This is a genomic window from Streptomyces sp. B8-7 (genome assembly GCF_058833805.1).
On record NZ_JBYRRL010000004.1, the window covers coordinates 485,898 to 506,712 of the forward strand.

At 65.8% G+C, this 20,815-nt stretch carries 19 protein-coding genes and 2 pseudogenes; 13 read left to right on the forward strand and 8 right to left on the reverse strand.

Going from position 1 to position 20,815, the window contains the following annotated elements; genetic code table 11:
* Positions 1–77: 77 nt before the first annotated feature.
* Complete coding sequence (locus tag AC5K6T_RS22080; RefSeq protein WP_493212172.1) at positions 78–1,121, forward strand: DUF1152 domain-containing protein; 1,044 nt, start codon at positions 78–80, stop codon at positions 1,119–1,121.
* 253 nt (positions 1,122–1,374) lie between these two features.
* Here AC5K6T_RS22080 and AC5K6T_RS22085 read toward each other — a convergent pair whose 3' ends face one another.
* The 6 genes and pseudogenes from AC5K6T_RS22085 to AC5K6T_RS22110 form a co-directional block, all read right to left on the reverse strand.
* On the reverse strand, positions 1,375–3,120 hold the full coding sequence (locus AC5K6T_RS22085) for an ABC-three component system protein (RefSeq protein WP_493211515.1): 1,746 nt from the start codon (positions 3,118–3,120) through the stop codon (positions 1,375–1,377).
* Positions 3,107–3,361, reverse strand: a complete 255-nt coding sequence (locus tag AC5K6T_RS22090; protein ID WP_493211517.1) for an ABC-three component system middle component 6 — start codon at positions 3,359–3,361, stop codon at positions 3,107–3,109. Before AC5K6T_RS22090 ends, AC5K6T_RS22085 begins: the two co-directional genes overlap by 14 nt.
* Positions 3,361–4,353: an ABC-three component system protein gene (locus tag AC5K6T_RS22095; protein ID WP_493211519.1), complete on the reverse strand. Its 993-nt coding sequence runs from the start codon at positions 4,351–4,353 to the stop codon at positions 3,361–3,363. The genes AC5K6T_RS22090 and AC5K6T_RS22095 overlap by 1 nt, the downstream gene beginning before the upstream one ends.
* A gap of 1,586 nt (positions 4,354–5,939) precedes the next feature.
* Positions 5,940–6,157, reverse strand: a pseudogene (locus tag AC5K6T_RS22100) (hypothetical protein); the annotation flags it as partial.
* Positions 6,158–6,499: 342 nt separating this feature from the next.
* Positions 6,500–7,156 (reverse strand): hypothetical protein, encoded by a 657-nt coding sequence (locus AC5K6T_RS22105; protein WP_493211521.1) that lies wholly within the window; start codon positions 7,154–7,156, stop codon positions 6,500–6,502.
* Positions 7,157–7,402: 246 nt separating this feature from the next.
* The gene (locus AC5K6T_RS22110; protein WP_493211523.1) at positions 7,403–8,047 is read right to left on the reverse strand and encodes a hypothetical protein; all 645 of its coding nucleotides are present in this window, start codon (positions 8,045–8,047) and stop codon (positions 7,403–7,405) included.
* Positions 8,048–8,515: 468 nt separating this feature from the next.
* On the opposite strand from AC5K6T_RS22110, the gene AC5K6T_RS22115 reads away from it, so the two are divergent.
* On the forward strand, positions 8,516–9,760 hold the full coding sequence (locus AC5K6T_RS22115; protein ID WP_493208129.1) for an IS110 family RNA-guided transposase: 1,245 nt from the start codon (positions 8,516–8,518) through the stop codon (positions 9,758–9,760).
* Between the two features lie 163 nt (positions 9,761–9,923).
* On the opposite strand, the pseudogene AC5K6T_RS22120 reads toward AC5K6T_RS22115, so the two are convergent.
* Positions 9,924–10,741: pseudogene (locus AC5K6T_RS22120) on the reverse strand (tyrosine-type recombinase/integrase); the annotation flags it as partial.
* A 461-nt stretch (positions 10,742–11,202) separates the two neighbouring features.
* On the opposite strand from AC5K6T_RS22120, the gene AC5K6T_RS22125 reads away from it, so the two are divergent.
* The 11 genes from AC5K6T_RS22125 to AC5K6T_RS22175 all read left to right on the forward strand — a co-directional run bounded on the left by AC5K6T_RS22125 (position 11,203) and on the right by AC5K6T_RS22175 (position 19,386).
* The gene (locus tag AC5K6T_RS22125; protein WP_493211525.1) at positions 11,203–11,865 is read left to right on the forward strand and encodes an HAD-IA family hydrolase; all 663 of its coding nucleotides are present in this window, start codon (positions 11,203–11,205) and stop codon (positions 11,863–11,865) included.
* Positions 11,866–11,971: 106 nt separating this feature from the next.
* Positions 11,972–13,174, forward strand: a complete 1,203-nt coding sequence (locus AC5K6T_RS22130) for a helix-turn-helix domain-containing protein (RefSeq protein WP_493211527.1) — start codon at positions 11,972–11,974, stop codon at positions 13,172–13,174.
* 188 nt (positions 13,175–13,362) lie between these two features.
* Complete coding sequence (locus AC5K6T_RS22135) at positions 13,363–13,806, forward strand: recombinase family protein (protein WP_493211528.1); 444 nt, start codon at positions 13,363–13,365, stop codon at positions 13,804–13,806.
* Complete coding sequence (locus tag AC5K6T_RS22140; protein ID WP_493211530.1) at positions 13,803–14,009, forward strand: hypothetical protein; 207 nt, start codon at positions 13,803–13,805, stop codon at positions 14,007–14,009. Before AC5K6T_RS22135 ends, AC5K6T_RS22140 begins: the two co-directional genes overlap by 4 nt.
* Positions 14,009–14,212 carry a hypothetical protein gene (locus AC5K6T_RS22145; RefSeq protein ID WP_493211532.1) on the forward strand — a complete coding sequence of 68 codons (204 nt, stop codon included), beginning with the start codon at positions 14,009–14,011 and terminating at the stop codon, positions 14,210–14,212. The genes AC5K6T_RS22140 and AC5K6T_RS22145 overlap by 1 nt, the downstream gene beginning before the upstream one ends.
* A gap of 107 nt (positions 14,213–14,319) precedes the next feature.
* On the forward strand, positions 14,320–15,207 hold the full coding sequence (locus tag AC5K6T_RS22150; RefSeq protein WP_493211534.1) for a glycosyltransferase family 8 protein: 888 nt from the start codon (positions 14,320–14,322) through the stop codon (positions 15,205–15,207).
* Entirely contained in the window at positions 15,204–16,085 is an 882-nt protein-coding gene (locus AC5K6T_RS22155) for a phosphotransferase family protein (protein WP_493211536.1), read from the forward strand. The genes AC5K6T_RS22150 and AC5K6T_RS22155 overlap by 4 nt, the downstream gene beginning before the upstream one ends.
* On the forward strand, positions 16,082–16,813 hold the full coding sequence (locus tag AC5K6T_RS22160) for a glycosyltransferase (protein WP_493211538.1): 732 nt from the start codon (positions 16,082–16,084) through the stop codon (positions 16,811–16,813). The genes AC5K6T_RS22155 and AC5K6T_RS22160 overlap by 4 nt, the downstream gene beginning before the upstream one ends.
* Positions 16,810–17,706: a PIG-L deacetylase family protein gene (locus AC5K6T_RS22165; protein WP_493211540.1), complete on the forward strand. Its 897-nt coding sequence runs from the start codon at positions 16,810–16,812 to the stop codon at positions 17,704–17,706. Before AC5K6T_RS22160 ends, AC5K6T_RS22165 begins: the two co-directional genes overlap by 4 nt.
* The gene (locus tag AC5K6T_RS22170) at positions 17,703–18,317 is read left to right on the forward strand and encodes a hypothetical protein (RefSeq protein ID WP_493211542.1); all 615 of its coding nucleotides are present in this window, start codon (positions 17,703–17,705) and stop codon (positions 18,315–18,317) included. The genes AC5K6T_RS22165 and AC5K6T_RS22170 overlap by 4 nt, the downstream gene beginning before the upstream one ends.
* A gap of 7 nt (positions 18,318–18,324) precedes the next feature.
* Positions 18,325–19,386 carry a glycosyltransferase gene (locus AC5K6T_RS22175; protein ID WP_493211544.1) on the forward strand — a complete coding sequence of 354 codons (1,062 nt, stop codon included), beginning with the start codon at positions 18,325–18,327 and terminating at the stop codon, positions 19,384–19,386.
* Here the strand turns inward: AC5K6T_RS22175 and AC5K6T_RS22180 are convergent.
* Entirely contained in the window at positions 19,356–20,399 is a 1,044-nt protein-coding gene (locus AC5K6T_RS22180) for a phosphotransferase (RefSeq protein ID WP_493211546.1), read from the reverse strand. The genes AC5K6T_RS22175 and AC5K6T_RS22180 overlap by 31 nt on opposite strands.
* Positions 20,400–20,815: the final 416 nt, after the last annotated feature.

Sequence of the window (20,815 nt, forward strand, 5' to 3'; positions counted from 1 at the left end):
CTCGACCCCGTACGCTGAACCGCATGAAGCGGTTGATCGTCGCAGCAGGAGGAGGGGGCGACGCAGTCGCCGCCGCAATGCTTCACGCCGCCCTCTACGGCGACGAGGACCAGGCGGTGATCCTCACGTACGCGTGGGACCGCCTACTAATCGACCCGGTACCGGGCCCCCGAGGACCGAACAACTTCACTGGCCTCCAACGCCTCACCCCAGCAGTCTGGGCAGTGCCGGCCGAGGCCCGCCCGATCGCTCCAGCAGGCTCCACACTCCCCCGACTCGCAACAGAGCTCCCGCACACCTTTGCACTGATCGACCCGCGCCACGGAGTCGAGGGCATCACTCGCCAGCTCGAAGAAGTAGTGAGCCACTTGTCGCCGGAGTCGATCGATCTCCTGGACGTTGGCGGCGACATCCTCGCCCGAGGTGATGAGCCCACACTGAAGAGCCCGCTCGCCGACGCCGTCACGCTCGCCGCGTGCTGTCAGGTGAACGCACCGATCCGCCTCCTGGTGGCAGGCCCCGGCCTGGACGGCGAACTGCCTCCCGATGCGCTGCGCAGCATGCTCGGCCCACTCGTCCACACCTTCACGGCCAAGGACGTTGAGCCGGTCGGCTCGGTCCTGGAGTGGCACCCATCCGAGGCGACCGGGATGCTGGCGGCTACGGCCCGAGGTGTACGCGGCACGTGCGAGATGCGAGACGCTGGCCTTCCCGTCCCTCTCACCGACGAAGGCCCGACCGTCCATGAAGTCGACCTGGACGAAGCACTGAGCCGAAACCAACTGGCCCGTGCCATCACGACAACCGCCACCCTGGACGAGGCAGAAGCACACAGCCGCGAAATCTGCGGATACTCGGAGATCGACTACGAGCGCAACAAGGCGACATGGCTCAAGGACCAGCCACCGACGAAGCTCGACCCGGAAGCTGTACTGACCCAACTCGATCAGTTCGAGGCCGAGGCCCGCAGCCGCGGAGTCACCCACACGACGTTCCGCCGCATCACCGAGGCACTGAACCTCAACGGCTCGCTACGCGAGGACCTGCGCCAATTGCTGGTCAGCAGCCGTCCGGAGAAGTACGACGCACCCTTGTGGCGGATCACAGCCCCTGCTGAGTAACAACCTTCTTCACGGGTTCAAGGCGGCTCGCTCCGCTCCCCGCGCGCGGCCCGGCCCCCGGCCGGGCCTGCGCTCCTGCCTTCGTCCCGCTCCAACCCGGCCGGGGGCCGGGCCGCGCGCCGACGAACGAGCCGAGACCGGTAAGGCGAGCACCTTGAGCAAGCCACGACGGCTGAAGCAAAGCCTCCGGCGGGGGATCGGCTGGCACCGGGACGAGAGGCGGCGCCGTCGCCGACTGCAAGTCCGTGAGGGATTAGTCGAATCGGAATCCGAAGAGGCCGCCTTCATCATTTTCATCCGTCAGCCTGGTGTCCAGAATGTACGGGGCGGCATCAAAGGCGCCATCACTTTGAGTTTCGACACTCGCAATAAAGTCAGAGTTGAGCGTCACAATGTATTGGAAGCCGTGTTCTTCCGCGAGCCTCGCGCCGATATTCAGGCAAGAAGCAACCTGCCGCCCGTCGATGGCATCGAAGAGATGACTGTCATGAACGAGCACCCGCGGGGCCCTTCGAGCCTTAATTGCCGCAATCTCGCACACGACGTCCAGCATGAAAGTCTCAACACTGCGGACGCCGGTACTAGCGTCGCCTGAGATCCTTGGCTCGACACTGAGGATTCCCTTGGGTGTCAAAGACACCAAGAGAGAGGCTTCTCGGTCAGTGTAGATTTCCGCGCCGAGCTCACTGAACAGTAAAACAGACTCATCGATTTTTTCGTCCCGTTCGTTCATTTCAGTCCGAACAGAGGCGATTAGTTCTGCAGTCCGAAGCTTGACCGTGTCATTAATTGCGCTAATCGAATTCGCATCTTCGAGACGCCGTTCCAAGTCTACGATGTTCGCCTCTTGCTTGGCGAGATCACGCTGCATGCTCATGAAGGTGTCGAGCGCGACAGTCTCTTCGAGAATCTGCATAACTTGGGACCGCGCACGGTCAAGCGCTCGACGCTCTACATCGATGGCATCGAGGCGGGAAGTAACCGCGTTGAGCTCTTGCTCCAAGAATGCCCGCCTATTACGAACAACGGACTCATGAAAGGCAGCTACCTCGCCATATCGCCTACTGACAACGTCTGGGAGCACGAGCCCAATCTCGGCATAAACACGCGCGAGCTTCGCAGCTAGCTCATTGCTTTCAGAAGCCACCACTTCGCCGCGCAGCGCCTCATCAATTTCACGTGATCGGCGCTGCAAGACCAAGGCTTCATCGTTGAGCCTCTGAATCAAACCACTAAGACCGTCGGCCTCTTGCTGATGACTGGCGTACTGCTCATCAACCCTGAAAGAACGCATGTTTTCCTGCATGCGGTCTCTCTGGCGACGGGCTGTCGCAAGTTGAGCGCGAAGCGCTGGTTCATCGAGAGAAAGGTGTGCGATAGCCCCGTCTTTTACTGCTTTGCGGATCGCCTTACCCTGCTTCGTAAGGCGATCCAGGTCACCAGCTTTACCCAGAATTTCTGGTGCCAACCCCAGCATGAAACCGAGCTTGACCCCAGACTCCCAGTCAGCTTCAGACTGATGCCCCTTAATGGGGTTGCCGAAGTAAGTCCGGATTAGCTGCCCCCAAAGTTGGCCGGCGGTCGGCCGGTTCACGTTTGGAGGGATTCGAAACACATGCCGACTCAGCAAGTTACGCCACACGTCAACGTGCAGGTCTCGCGCCCCCTGAGAGGCCGACCAGCCGGACACGTCAACTCTTGTCGTAGGTGAGACAGAACGCGTGACAGTTACCGTCTCAGCAACATCACCGCTTGCCGCAGGGAGCGAAAGAGATGCAATGAATTTGTGGTCTGCAAGCTCAGACGCCTTGAAATCTGGAGGCAAATCGCCGCCAAGGACGTACCGCAAAATCTTGACGAAACTTGTTTTGCCGATGCTGTTCCTGCTATCACCCTGCGCCGACGCCTCTGTGCGATCAGCTACAAGAATATTCAACCCTTCGTGAAAGCTTAGGGTTTTGAATCTAGCATCGGATGAAGAGAGCCTACTGAGAAACATGGGAAGTCCTGATATAGCCACCGTCCGACACGTCCACGACCTTCATCGCATAGAGGGTTGCCAGGGCAAGTGAAAACCAATCGAATGTAACCCGATGGAGCCTGCTTGCCGTGGCCTGTCGGCTGTTGTATCGCTCCCACAACCCCGACACCGACATTGGGTCACTCAATTCCTCTAGGATCTCCGATCCAATTGTCATCAAGGCGCGTTCCGGCGATACTCCCTTAGTAGGCAAAAGCATCAGGCAACTCCCTCCCCGGATGTTGATCCCGGAACCGGCGGCATCTCAAAAATATGACACGAATCAAAGAAGTAAGAAACTACAGCGAAAGCCGCATTGGCGCGCTTCCCGTCCATCCGGAAGTTACCACCAGCTACCGACACGTAGAGCCGCTCAAGAATCTCCGCAGGCTCAGTAGTAATCGATCGAGCTTCTTTATAGAGGGTTCGAAACCGCTCCCCCTGCGCATCGTAGAGATCAGGGTCAGAGGACTCGGCGTACCAGCGATCAATGCGTGGAGCCAGAAGTCGCCCAGCATTAAACTCAAGACGGCTCGCCTCAGGAAGGGCGTTGAACTCCATCTTGGTGGCTGGCACAGGCAGCACGCTTCCACCGACTTCGGTAGTTGAATCGTGAGTGCCGAGAGTATCGAGCAGAGGCAGCAGATCTGAAAGCTCAATATTTTCGATTCCAGGCGCGCCCGGAAAAAGTGAGTCCAGAACCGAGTCGCTCAGAGTTCCAACGACTTCCGTCCAGAGTCGATCTGATCCTACCACTCGGATTGTAAGCGGCCGTGCGGAGGACGGGCCGTGCGCTTGCTGCAATTGAGTGATGGACTTCAACGCCACGGGTCCAACGGGCGCGTTCGTCACGAACTTCCACGTATTAAACGTGTCCCATTCAGCCAATCCGCGAGCGAAATCCGAGTCGATCTTTCTTGCTAGCTCTCGCTCAGCATCACGACCTGGCCTCTGTCCATAACAGGCGTAGAAGATTGTTCCGGACTCAGCCAATCCATCACACCCGCCGTCCCCAAGCGAACCGGCCGGCGCCGGATTTAGGTAGTCGTCATGGAAGTGAGATAGCACTTTAGAGACGTAATCTTCGAAGGCATTACCAGACTCAAAACATGCTTGCTGATGGCGGAAATGATACCAATCGCGCCAGTTTGGCGTTAGTAGCATCATCGCCTCCGTCGTTGCAGTCATCGCCTTATAGTTGCCTTCCTTCAAGGTTACAGTCCACTGCGCTAGGTAGGACAGGAAGTAGTCAAACCCTGCATCGCCCAGCCCTGTGCACTTCTCCGGAGCGGTGCTCGTGTCTGAGGCGCACCATGACGACGAGTCATGGGCGCCCCAACTCTCACCGCCGGCCAGGGGTACCTCGCGCTACTGCCCCCCGTTACCGTCTTCATTGGCTGCGAGACAACGCGAACGAGCGCGAACGTCTGCGGACCAACGAGACAGGTGAGTCACGCAGCGGCCCAAGGGCAGTGATCCCGTCCCGGTTGTTTCGGGGGTCATCACTGGAAGCAGCACTGTCACGCGTCTGCCGACGCAACCTGCTGTTGTCGACGGCATGGCAGCGTGGCTGAGGCCAGTAGGGGTGCAGCGAGACACACGCGTGCGTGACCGGTCGGCGCGCCCGCCGTCGTGGCTGGCTGTCGTCGGCTGAGGCATAGACGCCCTACCAAGAGATAAGCCCGCCCACCAAGGAGCGTCCCGCCGTCGAAACAGACAGCATGGACTAGCAACACCGCACGCGACGGCTGGTGTGGCACGTCCGCTGTTCCACACCAGCCCGAGAAACGAGAGAGCCCGGCCGCTCGTATGGAGCGCCGGGCTTCTCTACTGGGTTCGCTGCGGTCGCGGAGCCGATCCTTGCAGCTCAGCGGAGTCGGTCCTTCTTCACGACCGTTTGGCACTGGGAGCACTTCAACTGGTTGGTGGTGTACGGCTGAAGCGTGTTCCTGTCACAGACCGGACACTTGTGGCCCTTCGGCACGGCACTTCCTCTCGCGGATGCGCTCGCACCAGAAGCGAGCAACCGAGACCTAATGGTGGTCTGATTTTTTGATTGCGTCAACGTAGTGGGTCTGACCTGCTGGTTTAGAACTAATGGTCGGATGGGGCTTCAACTTGGCGCCCCCAGAAGTAAGTTACGAACAGCCAACGATTGACCGCGGAAAGTCGTCTCGCCCCTGCGGACGGCACTCGTGCTCTTGGGAGCGTCAGCCGCGTCAGCACGACGACGACCCAAGGAGCACACGATGACCAAGGCCCGTTTCTCTCACGCAGCCTGCGCCCACGCCTCTACGAAGGCCGGGCGCGCTACCTGCCGTAAGCAGATTGGGATGGAGGCCGAGGCCGCTCACAAATAGGGTGCGCTGCATGACCAGCAACGCCCCAGCCTGTCCCGAGTGCAGTCAGCCGATGAAGTCCGGTGGCTTCGTGCTCTCCGGCCGGGAGGACGACAACCGGCGTGCCTGCCGCGCGTTGTGGAGGTGCACGAGGCGGCACATCTGGTGGAGTTGGGCCGATCGGCCGGATGAGCCGCTGGAGGCCTGCCCGGTGCCAGAGCTGTTCCACTGACATCTACCGCTGACATCAACAGCAACGAACAGCTGCAACTCTCAGCGGTCGCCTACGTCCCCGGCGCATGCGGGAAGGCCCCATCTTGCCGGGGATGGACCGAACTCCTAAAGCGGGTGTCGCAGGTTCGAATCCTGCCGGGGCCACTGCAGGAAGGGTCAGCTCAGGAGGGGGCACCTCCCAGGCTGGCCCTTCGTCGTGTTTGGGGCCGTCCACATGCGCCGCCACTAGAGTCCACGCAGAGTCCACATCCCCTCGCCGGAGACCTCTCCGCCGCCGTCGCGGATCATGGCTCCGAGCCGGTCGGCGATGGCCCGGTCACGGTCGCTGGTCATGTGCTGGTAGATCAGCGCGGCCCGGGGACTGTTGTGCCCCGACCTCGTCTCAACTCCCGCGTGCTGGCCCCGGCCGTCAAGCCGCCTGCTACGGGCGGGCCCGTCGGCCGGGCCGTGCTTGCGGCCTCTCCGGGCCGGTTGCGCCCCGGCCGACCGGCCACATAGCTCAACGACGTGAACCTCTAGCCGCCTTGATCTCGACCGAGAACGAGGCACACCGGGCAATGGTGGCGCTGATCTTGAATGACTCGGGAGTAATCCGTCTAACGGTCGCGTAGACCAAAACCAAGATCCCGACAACAACTCCGCCAGCTAGTGCAGTCGCCACAAACGCTACTGTGGGCACGCGAAACCGACCCCTTCCGGGTGCGGTCCGGGTGCGCTACATCACGGACAGGTTCGACGAGCCACGTACGCGCGAATCTGAGATTGTCGGAGCCAGGGTACATGAGCTACTCGTCCGGGAGACCGATGATCCGCCAGGGTGATGGATACCAGGGAGGTTCAAACCCATACACCTGGATGCCCTCAGGAACACGGTCACCGGGACGAACGGGATTCACCCGGCCAGGATGGACGGTGATCGGCTTTCTGGTGCCCTTCATGAGGCCGTATCCAGCGGCGTAGATCATCAGCGGAGTCTGGATCATGAAGGTGCGCCGACATTTGACGCAGCTCGCGAAGTCCCCTCTCGGGAGGTCGTCACGTAGTCTCGCCAGGTCGGCTGGGTCGTGTTCCCTTGGTGAAACTGCGCATGGTCCCGTGACCTTCGGGGGTGAGGTAGGCACGCGATCCCCTAGGCTGTGGGCGCTGGCCAACCCCAGAGTCCCTTCCCAGGCCTCTTCACGGTGGGTGCCGCTTTCAACTAGAGCCTCGTACTCCATCGCCGCCATGGCGAGACGCTCCCTGACCACTTGCTCACGCGTCAGGTGCTCCCCTACTCGCCATTCCCAAAATTTCCCCCCTACGGGGTAGATCGCAGCAAGCAAACGTCCATCGTGAGGGCAGCGGGCCTCTGCCTGTGCGGCAATTTTCTTGCGGTTTTCAGTGATGTACTTGAGTGCTGCACTCTGTACTTCGAGCCACTCGCCAGCGGTTTGGTTCGCCATGATGCCATCATGCCGCTGGCGGGGCCTTCGGCTCGGGGAGGCAGGGACCACAGTGTGATGGGTAGCTCGAGGGGTTGATGTGTGGGGGAGCTTCCCGTGTGGTGTTCCGACAGCCGTGGACTATCCGTGGACTCGTCCCACCTGATCTCCCACGTCCAGGGCCGTGCCCTGCCGCGTTGCCCAGGACCCAAGGGGCCTCCGGAGCCGTGTGTGAGACGGTGGTCGTTCCGCGGGCAAGCCGTGCGCTTACTCGAAAGGTGGAGCAGCTGCCACCAGCATGCCGCTGATCGAGCCCGCATCGGCGGCGGCTTTCGTGGGGTCGACGCTGTTTTCCTCTGCGACCGTCGTCGCCCAGCAATCCCCCCAGGTCGCCGCCCAGTCGCCGGCCAGGTCGCTGTCAGGGGCGAGATCCTCGGGCTTGCCCGTGATGCCGTAGGCGTCGAGGAGTCGTCGCTCGACTCCGAACGGCTCACCCAGGGCGAGCTCCGGGTACTCACTGATCCAACGTCTGAGGATCTGTCCGTGTTCGGCGATCAGCCACGCCTCCCCGTCGTTCTGCTCGCTGTGGAAGAAGAGCTGGGCTTTGCCGAAGTACGCGCTCAATTTTCGGCACAGGTCAGTGACGTGCACTGTCTGCTCTGGATAGGACAGGCCGAAGTACGGTCCGACGACCAGGGTCCACCCCTGCATGGGCGGGGTAACGACGACTGTGGAGAACGGCTCCTCCTCGTGTGCCACCTCGTCGATGAGTTCCACGCCATCGGCCCAGGTGGTCTCCCGCGCATCCATCAAGCCAAGGGTCTTGACCAACTCCGCTTGATCGACGGTCGCGACCGCGAGCCATGAGAGCCAGCAGGCGCGTATGAGTGGTGTGGAATCAGACGTCCCCATGACCCGCATCGTAGGGGCGTACGAGTGGGATTCGCGCAGCAGGCCAGATGCTGGCAAGGCACCGGCCGGACGTGCCAGATGCGTGCCAGATCTCGCGGAGAACCACGGGGAACAGCGGGGAACAAGTCCGCAACCGCTCAGACGCGGTTCAAGTTCCGTCGCAGGTCAGCGATCCAGCGCACCTTCGGTGCGCGCCGGGGGCGTGGTAAATGTCGTGGCGTGCGCCGAGGTGCTTCCTGTCTGCCCTGACGGGGGTTGATGCCGGTCCGGGACGCTGGTGGGGTTCGTTCCGGCCGAAGCCGATTGCTCTGTGATGCCGGTGAGCTCGCAGGTCAGCGTGGCGCTGAGGGCCGTCCACGGGAACCGTGGAGTGTTGCTGCGAAGCACGGGCGTCAGAATTCCTGTTCCACCCTGGCCCTCCCGGAACGGCGTACCGCTTGGCCGTTCGGTGAGGGAGGGAGCGGGGCCGTGGACGTGCTGCACGAACGCTGCGCCGGTGTGGACATCAGCAAGAAGGACGCCAAGGCGTGTGTCCGCAGCCCGAGTACGAAACGGCGAGGCTCTTTCACCAACGAGACCACGACCTGGGGCTCGACCACGAACGCCGTGCTCGCCCTGCGGGATCATCTGGTCGCTGCCGAGGTCACCCTCGTCGTGATCGAAGCGACCTCGGACTACTGGAAGCCGTTCTACTACCTGCTGGCCGAGGACCTGAACGTGATCCTGGTCAACGCCCGGCAGGTCAAGAACCTGCCCGGCCGCAAGACGGACGTTTCCGACGCCGCCTGGCTGGCTCAGCTCGGCGCACACGGCCTGGTCCGCCCCTCGTTCGTGCCACCCGCACCGGTGCGCGAACTGCGGGACCTGACCCGGGCCCGCACCCAGATGACCCGCGAACGCGGGCAGATCGTCCAGCGGCTGGAGAAGCTGCTGGAGGACACCGGCATCAAACTCGCCGCGGTCGCCTCCGACATCATGGGCGTCTCCGGCCGGGCCATGCTGGAGGCCCTCATCGGCGGGGAACGCGACCCGCAGACGCTGGCAGACCTGGCCAAACGCAAGCTCCGCAACAAGATCCCCGAACTCACCGAGGCCCTGACCGGCCGCTTCCGCGACCACCACGCCTTCCTCACCCGGCTGCACCTGGACCACTACGACCAGCTCACCGACGCCATCGGACAGCTCGATGAGCGGATCGAGGAGGCGATGGCCCCCTTTCGTCCCGCCCTCGACCTGCTCGACACCATCCCCGGCATCAACCAGGCCGTCGCCGAAGTGATCATCGCGGAGACCGGCGGCGACATGGCCCGGTTCACCTCCGCCAGGCACCTCGCGTCCTGGGCCGGGGTCTGCCCCGGCCACCACGAGTCCGCCGGCCGCACCAAGAACACCAAGGTCCGCCCCGGCAACCCGTACCTCAAAGGAGCCCTCGGCCTGGCCGCCTTCGGCGCGGTGAGGACCAAGGACACCTACCTCCAGGCCCGCTACAAGCGGCTGACCGCCCGCCGCGGCCCGATGAAGGCCCTGGTCGCCGTCGAGCACTCGATCATTACCGCGATCTGGCACATGCTCACCGACAACGTCCCCTACCGCGAGCTCGGCGGCACCTACTTCGCCCAACGTGACCCCGAACGCGCCACCCGCCGCGCGATCACCGCGCTCAACCAGCTCGGCTACACCGTCACCCTCAACCCGATCGAGGACGCAGCCTGACGCCCAGGGCCCGGACACCCGGCGACCACCACGGCCACCGGGCACTCAGATCTGCCTCACGCCACCCTGACCTCCACCTATTTACGCGTCAGAGACCAGGGGGTTCTTTGTTGTCCAGACCGGTGAGCGGGTGGCGCACCACAACCGCACCATAGGGATTCGGCTAGGTCCCGGTGGGCTCCTCCTTGTGGCGCGCGGAGTCGCTCGTGTGGTTCTTCGCACGCTCGGCGCGCACCATCACGTCGAGCCCGGCCGCCAGCTCTCGCTGCCGCTCGTCGTCGGAGTGCCGACAGATCAGCGCGGCCTTCTCCGAGGACTGCCCGACCCGGACCATGGTGTCCTTGAGCGTCGCGCCGGAACGCGTCGACAGCGTGTGTCCGGTGTGACGAAGGTCGTAGAAGCGGAAGCCGTCCGGCAGACCCGCTGCGACACAGGCACGACGCCATTTCCGCCCGAAGGACGTACGACGGAAGGCAGCCCCCTTCTCGCCGACGAAGACGAGGCCGTCAGGCCCCTTCTCCGCGTACCAGGCGAGGTGACGCTCCACGTCCTTCTCCAGGAACGCGGGAAGAACGACGAGACGAGCACCCGCGTCGGACTTGGTGGCCCCAGGAGCACGCTTCCCGTTGGTGCGCTCGGGCTCGGCGACACGGACCGGATCACGAGGTTGTCCAGGTCGACGTCTCGCCGCCGAAGGCCGGCCAGTTCCTCGGGCCGCATCGGACCGTACGCGCCCAGGTAGACCATGAGACGCCAACGGATGCCGATCGCGTCGGCAAGCGCATCGACCTGGGCGACGGTGGCGATCCGACGCTCAGCCGCCGACTCCTTCCCCGCGCCCTTGATCCGGCACGGATTGCGGCTGATCAGATCGTCATCAACGGCCGTCTCCATGATGCCTTTGAGCAGCCTGTACGCCTTGGCAACGGTTGTCTTGGCACTTGTTGCCCGCAGCCGCTCAGCGCGCCATTGGCGGACACGAAGCCCAGCACTGGGCGGCAACTTTCTGTGCCTGCTTGGGACAGTCGGCCTTGAAGACGGCTCGAATGCGCGGCTCGCCAGGTGGGAACTCGATGATCAGCGGGGATGGGGCAGTCAGCTTCTTCTTCGCCTGTACCCGCTGGCGACGGCGTTGGCGCTTACCCATGCGACTCACTCTGACTCATGTCATCAGATGGTCTCTCATACCGGACACGCCGATGGTCGTCTCCGGAAGTACGAAAGGGTGATTGAGCGGCTTGCAAAGTGACGCACCGGACCGGTGGCGGCGTACTCGAACGACCTCTGGCCGGTGGCGTGCGTACACCCCTCCGGCTTGGAGCACGGCCATGGAACGCCTCGGTTGGGGCGGAGTCGTCGGACGAAGTGCAAGGCTTGGCGGCCTCCGCGTTCTCGGTGCGCGGTAGCGTCTCTGTGAGGCCAAGGGGGAGGGAGCACGCAGCATGCCGCAGCCCATGGGTACCGCGGACCGTCAAGCCGAGCATGGGCTCATCCTGGACTTCGCGGGGGTGTTGACCGCTGATCCGCGTTCCGTGCACCGCGTTTGGTGCGAGTCTGAAGGGCTGCCCCCAGACGCATGGCGTGCCACTCTCAATGACCACCCTGAAGGCCGACGGTTGTATGCGGCGCTGGAAGTGGGTGAGATAGATCAGGCGGAGTGGAACAGGCGCACTGCATCTCTTCTCGGTGCGCATGTCGCACCGGACAACCTGATGGGGCGCGCCTGGGCCGCGGTGCCCCCAGCTCGGCGCACGGCCGCGCTCGCACGAGCTGCCAAGGACGCGGGGTACCGTCTCGCTCTCCTGTCGAACAGCTTCGGCACGAACCCTTTCAACCCGTACGAGCAAGCAGGCATTTGGGACCTGTTCGATGTGCACGTCATCTCCGAGGAGGCCCGCATCGCGAAGCCCGACCCTGCCATCTATGAGCTGACGTTGGAGCGTCTCGGGCTTCCTGCGCAGGCGTGCCTGTTCGTCGATGACCACCCTCGGAATCTGCCACCTGCCGAAGCCCTGGGCATCACTACCGTCCTGGCGACGGATGAATCCACAACGGTGGCCGAGCTTGAGGCACTGCTCGGCGTGAGCGCCGCGCTTTCCGTCTAGCGGCGACTTCCAGCCAACTCACTGTGCAGGTGGTGCCCATGGGTGTTGCCGGTCGTAAAGCAGTGGGTACGGTCCGTGCCTGGCCGGTCGGGGAGGAGTTGCTGCCATGCAGTGGTCCGAGTACAGCACCGCTGAACGCATCAAGAGGCTGCGCGGCCCCATGACACAGGAGCAGTTGGCAGAATCCGCCAACGTTTCCGTGGGTGTCGTGCGGAAGCTGGAACGGGGCGGCACCGCTTCCCTTCCTTCGCTTCTGTCCATCGCCTCCGCCCTCGGGACGGACATCGCCGTCCTTCTCGGCCAGCAAGCGCCCCGTCGCGCCATGGACCGTGACGAGCGCGCAGCAATGCGCGTACTGTCCGCTGCCACGCACGATGCCGCGATCGGCATCCCCACCGATACCGAGTCGGGTACCGTCGACGAGCTCCGTGATGTCGTTCGGCGCGCTGACACGGCCTACTGGTCGGGCCGCTACACCGAACTCGGTGCGCTGCTCGGCGTCTTGCTGCCCGAAGCCCGTGCCCGATACGACGTGGCGGAACCCGACGAGCGGGAGGCCGCGGCCGGCGTCCTAGCCGATGTCTTCCAGACTGCCGGGATGGCCGCGAACGTGTGGGGTTCGCGGGACCTGGCCTATGCGGCGCTCACCTACGGTCGGCAGATCGCCGTGCAGGTCGGCGACGATCTGCGGGATGCCCACCTCGCCGCCACAACGGCGTGGGTGAATCTCCGTGACGGGCGGACCGCACAGGGCTTCGCGCTCGCCGCCGCGCAGGCCGACCGGATCGAGCCGAAGATGTCCGAGCACGATCCGGACCGGCTGTCGGTGTACGGGCAGCTCGTCACGAACGCTGCTGTAGCCGCGTCCCGGGGTGGCGCCTCGCCGGATACCGCGCGGGAGTACCTCTCGCAGGCGCATGCCGTCGGCGCCCGCCTCGGCGCGGAGCATGCTCGTGGGCGGCATGCCCAACCCTTCGGGCCGCTCTACGCCGCTACCCAGGCGATGAGCATCGCCGTAGCTCTCGGCGACACCGGCGGTGCGCTCCGACTCATGGACACGATCCGACTGAACGACACGGTGCCCCTCGCCACTCGGGCCCGCTATGGCCTCGACGTGGCGTTGACGCACGTGGAGTGCCGTCGGTGGGATCAGGCTGCCGACACCCTGGAAAAGGTCTGCGGCATGGCTCCGGGGTGGGTACGGCACCAAATGCTGCCCGGAGTGATCGTCTCTCGCCTCGCTGGCGTGTCCGTCGCGCGGCTCCGCGGGCTCGCCCACGCGGCCGGTGTGCCCCTGGCCGTGCACTGACCGCCTACCGCCACGTCCCATAGCAGCTCCCTCGGCCGCCACCAGCCCGACTGTCACGCTCCGTTGCAGTCCTGCTGGAGGACGAGCGTGCAGCAGCACGGGACGTGGTAGTCCGCCGCGTCATGACTTCGTGGCGCTGCCACGAGCCGTGCCTGTCCCGGGCACACCACCGACAGCACGCTGGCTCCATGCCGAAATCCCCATCCGACGGCATCGGACACGTGCCGGTTGCCGTCTACTGCTGTGCGGCCGAGTCGGCCGCTATCCGCGAGGCCGAGCGGCGTGCACGCCATTACGCTGACTCCCGGCACTGGCATGTGGCCGACACCTGGTCCGATGACGACCCGAGCACGCCCTTGGACGCCCGCCCGGCTTGGGCGGCCGTCACGAGCGCACTGTCCTCCGGTCCGATCCGCGGCATCGTCGTCGCCGAAATCACCCACCTCGTCGAAGACGCCGGTCAGTTCGCTGCACTCGGCGTCCTCATCCGTGACCGGGGCGGCTTCCTCACCGAGGCGACGTCACCGCCGGCCCGCCAGACGCCGGGGCAGCACGAACGCCGCCGCATCTTGCTCGAAGCCTCCTCGGGCTGGTGGCTGTGGGGAGACCTCGTGCCGGGAGCCGCCTCGTGACCCGGGCACGGGCGGAGGTCGGTGACCTGGTCTCGGACGCTAACGGACGTCGCGCCATCGTCACCGACATCAGGCAGGGCACCGACTGGGTCCTGCGTCCGGAGTCGGGCAGCCCCACGACTGAGTGGGAGACGGACGAGCCCGGCACCCTCGACGTCATCGAGACGCGCGCAGACCGCCTGAGCCGAGAGAAGACCACCTGATGCGCAGCCGCCACAAGCCCCGTGACGGGGCCGTTGATTCCGTGGAGCGGTTCTGCGTCGGCGTGTGGTTCACCGGCCACCTCGCTGCCGCAGTCCCGCTCGGCACGCTGATCACCAACGACCATCAGGACCTCGCCACCAGCCAGCGGCCGACGGTCAGCCAACCGGACGCCAGCCCGGACGAGGCCGACCGGGCGTTCTAGCCCCCTGCGCTTCGCTGCCGGCTCAGCCGCTGGGCGGGCAGGCGCTGACGGCTCACAGCTCATCACCAGATCACTTCCCCAGACCACGCCCGGAAGGCGGACCCGCCGTGTACGCATTCGGCATCTGCATCGACCGGCACTACCTCACCCCTGGCCTCGCCACGATCGCTTCCCTGGCGGACAGCCTCAGCCCCCGCACCCGCAAGGCGGCAGCGCTGCGCTTCCTCACCTTCGACCTCGGAGCGCCCCAGGTGCAGCTCCTGGCCCACCTCGCCAAACGGGTCGGCTTCGGCTCCTTTGCCCTGGCCCGCCGCTCCCCGCCGCGCTCCGCGCGGATGGCGGACACCGCGTACATCACGGTCACCACCTATCTGCGCTTCGAGTTCGCTCCCGAGTTCGTCCGCCGCCCGTACCTGATCTACGTGGACGCCGACGTCCTGGTCCGCGGCGACCTGACCGCCCCGCTCGACGCTCTCCGCCTCGGCGAGGTCGGCGCCGTACGCGACGAGTTCAACCCGGCAGTCGGCCGCTGCCCCGCTCTACCGGGCGCCGCGGAACGCTGGCCGCATCTGAGGGACCGCCCTTACTACAACGCCGGTCTCCTGTGGGCTCACACTGCCGATCTGCCGCGTATTCGCCACGGTGTCGAGCAGGCCCTGGGCAGACATCGGCAGCACATCCTCCACAACGACCAAGACGCCCTGAACCTGTGGCTCCTCCACGCCGGCCGCGTGCGGGCGGTCGACGCCACGTACAACCGGTTCGAGGTGGGCCGGTACCTCGAACGCGGTGACTGGGTACGCCGCGTCGTCACCCGCCCCCTGCGACCGGATCCGGCCGCCCGCCTCATCCACTTCGTCGGCCCGGAGAAGCCTTGGCAGGCGGACTGTCCCGATACGGACGACGTGCGGGAGTACCGCACTGTCCTGAAGCGGGCCCTGCGGCACGTCCGCGCGCTGGGCGCCGCACATCCCGAGCCGGCGGGGCTTCGATGAGCGCCCCGCCCGCGATGGTCTCCCGCGCGTGCGGCACCCTGCTCGGAACACCCGCCCGGACCGCGGAGCGCTTGTCGGCGGGCTCCCGGACGGCCGTGTTCCGGGTCGGCCTCCGCGACGGCCGCAGCGTGATCGTGAAGCTGTACGACCACACTGCTCGCCGCAACGCGCTGACCGAGGCCGCCGCCATCCGTGCGGCCGGAGTCGCTGTGCCTGTCCCGCAGGTGCTCGGCAGCGGCACCATCTCCAGCGAGGGGGCCACCGCTCTCATCACCCCTGACCTCGGCGGACACACCCTGGGTGCCGCCGTGCACTCCGGTCACTTCCCACATGCCCAAGCCCTCAAAGACCTCGGTGGCCTTCTAGCTCGCCTGCACCGAGCACCGGTCGAGCAGACGGTGCCCCGCCGCCCGTTCTTCGACTCGGTCTCCTCCCTGGCCCGCCGCTGCCCACCCGACCTGCTGAACCGGATCGGCCCCGCTCTCGCCGTCCTCGCCGACACGCCGGAGCGAGCACCCAGCGTGTGGTGCCACGGCGACATCCACTTCGACAACGTCGTCCTCTCCGGCCCGCGCGGCACGCGCTACCTGGTCGACTTCACCGATGCCGCGCCGGGCCGGCGGGAGGCAGACGTCGCCCACGCCCTCGTCATGACCGCGGCCCACACCCCATGGGACCGCCGCACGCTGCTCGACGCCTACGCGGCGCCCCTGGACGACATCCGGCTCTCGGCCTGGGTGGTCGTTCACACCGCCCGCTGCTGGGTCCACGCCTCGCCCGGTACCAGCCGCCGCTTGTGGTCGGACCGCCTGACCGACCTGACCCGTCAGACACCGCACCTCTTCCGCACGCTACGCAGCGAAGGGACACCTCGATGACCAGCCCTGGACTGACGGTGGTCATTCCAGCCCACAACGAAGCCACCTACCTGCCCCACTACCTCCCCACCGTCCTCGCCTCCCTCGAACGATGGCAGGAGACGAGCGGCGAACGGGGAGAGGTGATCGTGGTGGACAACGCCTCCACCGACGCCACCGCCGATATGGCCGCCTCCTTCGGCGTCCGAGTGATCAGCGAAACCGTCCGCAACATCGGCCGGGTCCGCAACGCCGGCGCGGCTGCCGCCGAAGGCCGCCAGCTGTTCTTCACGGATGCCGACGTCGCCCTGCCCATGGAGGCGATCACCGCCGCGGCCACCGCCATGGACAACGGCGCCGCCGGCGGGGCCATCCCACCCCTCTACACACCCAAGCGGCTCGGCGCACGACTGCTGTGCGCCTACTGGGACCACTACCGCACCAACCACGGCGGCGCACAGGGCGTCGCCCAGTTCGCCACCGCAGCAGCCTTCCGGGCGGTCGGCGGATACCGCGACGACCTGTTCATGAGCGAGGACGTCGAGTTCTTCCACCGTCTGACGGCCCACGGCCGCATCAAGAACGCACCGGTTGTGATCCTCGACGAGCTGCGCGTACGCCCCTCCACCCGCCGTTACGACCAGTGGTCCAGCCTCCGGATGGTGTGGTGGCAGAACCCCGTCACCGCCCGGCTGCGGCTCGACTCCCCGCGCATGTGGCGCCACTGGTACCAGACCACCGTCCGATGACCCCGGAGCCCGCCATGACCGTGACGCTGCCCGTACCGGATGCGGAAGGGATCTACACCTTCCCCGACGACCTCATGCACGCCCACCAGCAGTGGACCGAACGCCTGTCCGAACGCCACCGCGCGCAGGACCGCCAGATCATCGAGCTCAGGGCGCCGCACAGCGGGCACCGCCACTTCATCGAGATGCGGCGCCCGGCCGGCCGACCGGTGCTCGCCATCGAACCGCACCACGACGACTTCGCCCTGTCCGCCTCCGGAACCTTCCTGGGCCATCCCCGGCCGCTCACCGTGGTCACGGTGTTCACCCGCTCCACCAGCGTCCACCCGATCCTGGAGGACACCTACGGCACCGAGGCAGTCGTATCCGACCTGCGCAGCCGGGAAGGAGCGGCTGCCCTGGCACCCTTCGCCGCCAACCGGATCCTCCTCGGCCATCAGGACGCCGAACCCCCGTACCGCCCCTTCGACCAGGTCCGCCTGGACCGGATCACGGACGAGCTCCGCGAGATCGTCGAAGCCCACCCCGACGCCGAACTCCTCGCCCCGGCTGCCGTCACCCGCCACCCCGACCATCTCCTCGTGCACGCGGCAGCAGTACGACTCGGATGCCGCTGGTTCTGGGAAGACCTCGCGTTCTGGCCCACCTACGCCCTGGCCGGCTGCGACCAGCACCTCTTCCGAGCACGTACCGGCCACGCCCTCGTACCCGAGCTGGTCGACATCACCGACGTCGTGCTCGACAAGGTCACGGTGCTGCACATGCACGGCTCTCAGATGCACCCTGCTCGGAAGATGTACCGGCCGATCCGGCACGCATGGACCACGGCGGCCGACCTCCTGAGCGGCACGGGGATGTTCGCGGAACGCTTCTACCAGACGGAGTCTCTATGAAGGTCATCGCGCTCGAAGGCCCCTCGTACGCCGGGAAGTCCACCGTCATCGGCCACCTGCGCACGCGCGGCATCGAGGAGCGGGCCTTCGTCTCGCACTGCTACGTCCAGTACATCGACCGCCGCACCGACGTCCCGCCCGCCCGCACCGCATCCGCAGCCGAACAGCTTGCCGCGTTCGAGACGTTCATGGGCATCGAAGGCACTCGCGTGCGCAAGGCACTCGTCTGCGCCAAACCTGTCGTCCTCCTGGACCGTTCGGTCGACACCCTCCTGGCCCACGCCCACGCGCTCGACGCCCTGTTCGACTACGGCATCCACCGCCGTCTGCGCGACCGCCTCCAGGAACTGCCGTTCCTGCGCCCCCACCACACCCTCTACCTCGACGTGCCGGCCGAAGAACTAGCCCTGCGCCGCAAGGCGGCCAGGCGCACGGCGGCCGAGTCCGAGTACTTCCTTCACGAGCCGGCGTTCCTCACCCACGCTCGGAACTACTTCGTATCCGCAGCTCAGCCACCCGTGTCGCGGGAAGTGACCGTCATCCCCGCCGACACCAATCCCGATGCGGTCGCGCATGCGGTGGAAGCCCTCGTCACGTACTGGACCAGGTGACCGACTCATGCCCACAGCCCTCTTCGCGTGGCGACGTACCCCACCACCGTTCCTCATCGGCGGAGCCGAGGTCACCCAGCAACTCCTGGCCGAGGAACTCGGGGCAGCCGGATGGCGCACCGTCTACCTCGGCTCCCACCAAGCACCCTGGGACCAGACCCCGCGGATCGCCCAGGTGCGGACCTTCCTCGACGAGCACGACACCGCGTACGAGGAATCCCAGGAGGAGCTGCGTTACACCTGGAACGGAGTGGACTGCCTCGCCGTACCGCAGCAGAGGATCACGACAGCTCTCCGGAGCCTGCTGACCCAGGCACGACCGGATGTGCTGTTCACCTCACAGGAAGGCGCGGCCGACATCGCCGCCCAAGCCCGGCCCGCCGCCCTCGTCGCAGGAATCCTGCACTCGATTTCCAAGACGGGACTCGGGGTCCTCTCCGGCAGTCCTCACCATAGTCTGGCCGTCTCCGAATTCGTTCTCCGGCAAGCGCCTCCGACCGACGGCACGCGGCTGTCCGTCCTGTACCCGCCCTTCACACTGCCGGAGCCGGGGCACCACCGGCGTGGGCGAACCGATGCTGTGCTCATGGTCAACCCGATCCCGCCGAAAGGCGCCGACCTCCTGCACCAGCTGATCCGTCGCATGCCCGAACAGCACTTCACTCTGGTCGAAGGCTGGTGGAACACCGCCGAGCAGTTCGCCGGCTACCCCAACGTGACCTATGTGCCCAGGGTCTACGACATGAGTCCCCTCTACCGCAGCCACCGCCTCCTGCTCGTGCCGTCCGCGGTGGAAGACGCCTTCCCCCGCGTCATCATCGAAGCCGCGCTGCACGGGACTCCGAGCGTCGGCAGCGACCGGGGCGGCATCCCGGAAGCCATAGGCGACGCGGGCATCGTGCTTCCCTCCGAGGCCGGCGCGGAGGAGTGGGCGGAGGCCATCCGCGCCACTGACCACCACACCCTGGGGGAGCAGGCGCGGCGACGAGCGACCGCCTTCACTCGCCCCCGCCTGCCGGACCTCAAACGCCTCGGGATCTACCCTGCGGCGAACGCGGCCTCGACCTGATCCAGCCGGTCCGTCCACCAGTGCAGCAACGCCTCGTCCGCGGTGAACAGGTCGTCGAAGGAGAAGTCACCGCGGTCGTAGTGGAACTCGAGCGGCCAGAAGTCCGTCATCCGCTTCCACCACAGCCGACGAGCACCGTCCACCAGCGCAGACGGATCCAGCGGCACCACCGACCGATACCCGCCGACGAAGGCAGACACCCGAGCGAGGTCGAACACCCCGCCCACTCCGAACTGCACCTGCGCCGTCCGCACGACCTCTTCCGCGTACGGGCGCACCGCGATCCGGTCCCAGTCCAGGAAGGCGGCAAGTGCCTCGTCTTCCCAGAGCAGATTGCGGTACTGCACGTCGCCATGCGTCCACCCGTGGTCACCCTGAGGTTTCATAGATCGCGGACAGTGATCGGCGTGCTTGAAGATGAGGGCCTTCCGGTGGTCCAAGGCGGCAGCGGCTGCTTGGTCGAAGTCGCTGCCGGTGCCCTTATCGCGTACGGCTGCGGACAGCTGCTCGGCCTTCTCCACCGCTCCCTCCGGCGAGGTGATGTCCGCGATGATCGTCTCGGGCACCCCTGGCAGCAGCCCTCGGCCACAAGCCCCGCTCAGGCTCACGTGCAGGCGCCCCAGGTGCGCGCCCAGCGCACTCACCAGGGCCGGGCTGAGGTCGACACCTCGGACATGTGAGCCGGCCACCCACGGGAACAGGCACCAGGCGCCACCTCCGACCTGCGCCACCAGCGACCCCGAGGCCGTGGGTACCGGGGCACTCACCGGGACTCCGTCGGCGACGAGGGCCGCCGGCACCCGGAGATTCCGCTGCAACCGCTCCAGAGGGACATCCGTGACCCGCTTCAAAGCGAACTGCCCGGCCGGCGTGTCCAGCCTCCAGTTCGCATTCATCAGCCCATCGGCGAGATAGCGACGCTCCCGCACGCCTCCGAGATCGAAGGCATCGATCAACTCTGAGAGCGCACTGTCGGAGATGTCACTTCGGGCCGCCACGGTGGCATCAAGCACCCCACGGACGATACGCGAGCACGCCCCATCCGGGCACAACGATCACCTGGGTGCCTGCCACGCTTCCTGGGCGCTTCCACCCCGTCATCAACAATGCCGCCCTCAGCCCTACCGGGACATGCTCCGCAGCTTCGGGACTCTGGAGGTCACCAGCCACCCCAACGAGCATGTGAGCCTTATGGGCAAGCTGGCCGAGCTTCTCTCCGAGCACCTGCTCAGCAGACCGCTGACCGTAATCAAGCTGACCGATGGCGCGCTGCTCACCTGCGACGAGCCCATCGTCACCTTCGATGATGAATCGGACAAACCTGCCTCCGTGATCCCGCAGGCGCGTCGGCGGACCCGGAGTCGTCGGCGCCAGGGACAGCGAGAGATCCGGCAGACCAGGACCCTCATCCAGGTCCAGAGCACCCGGA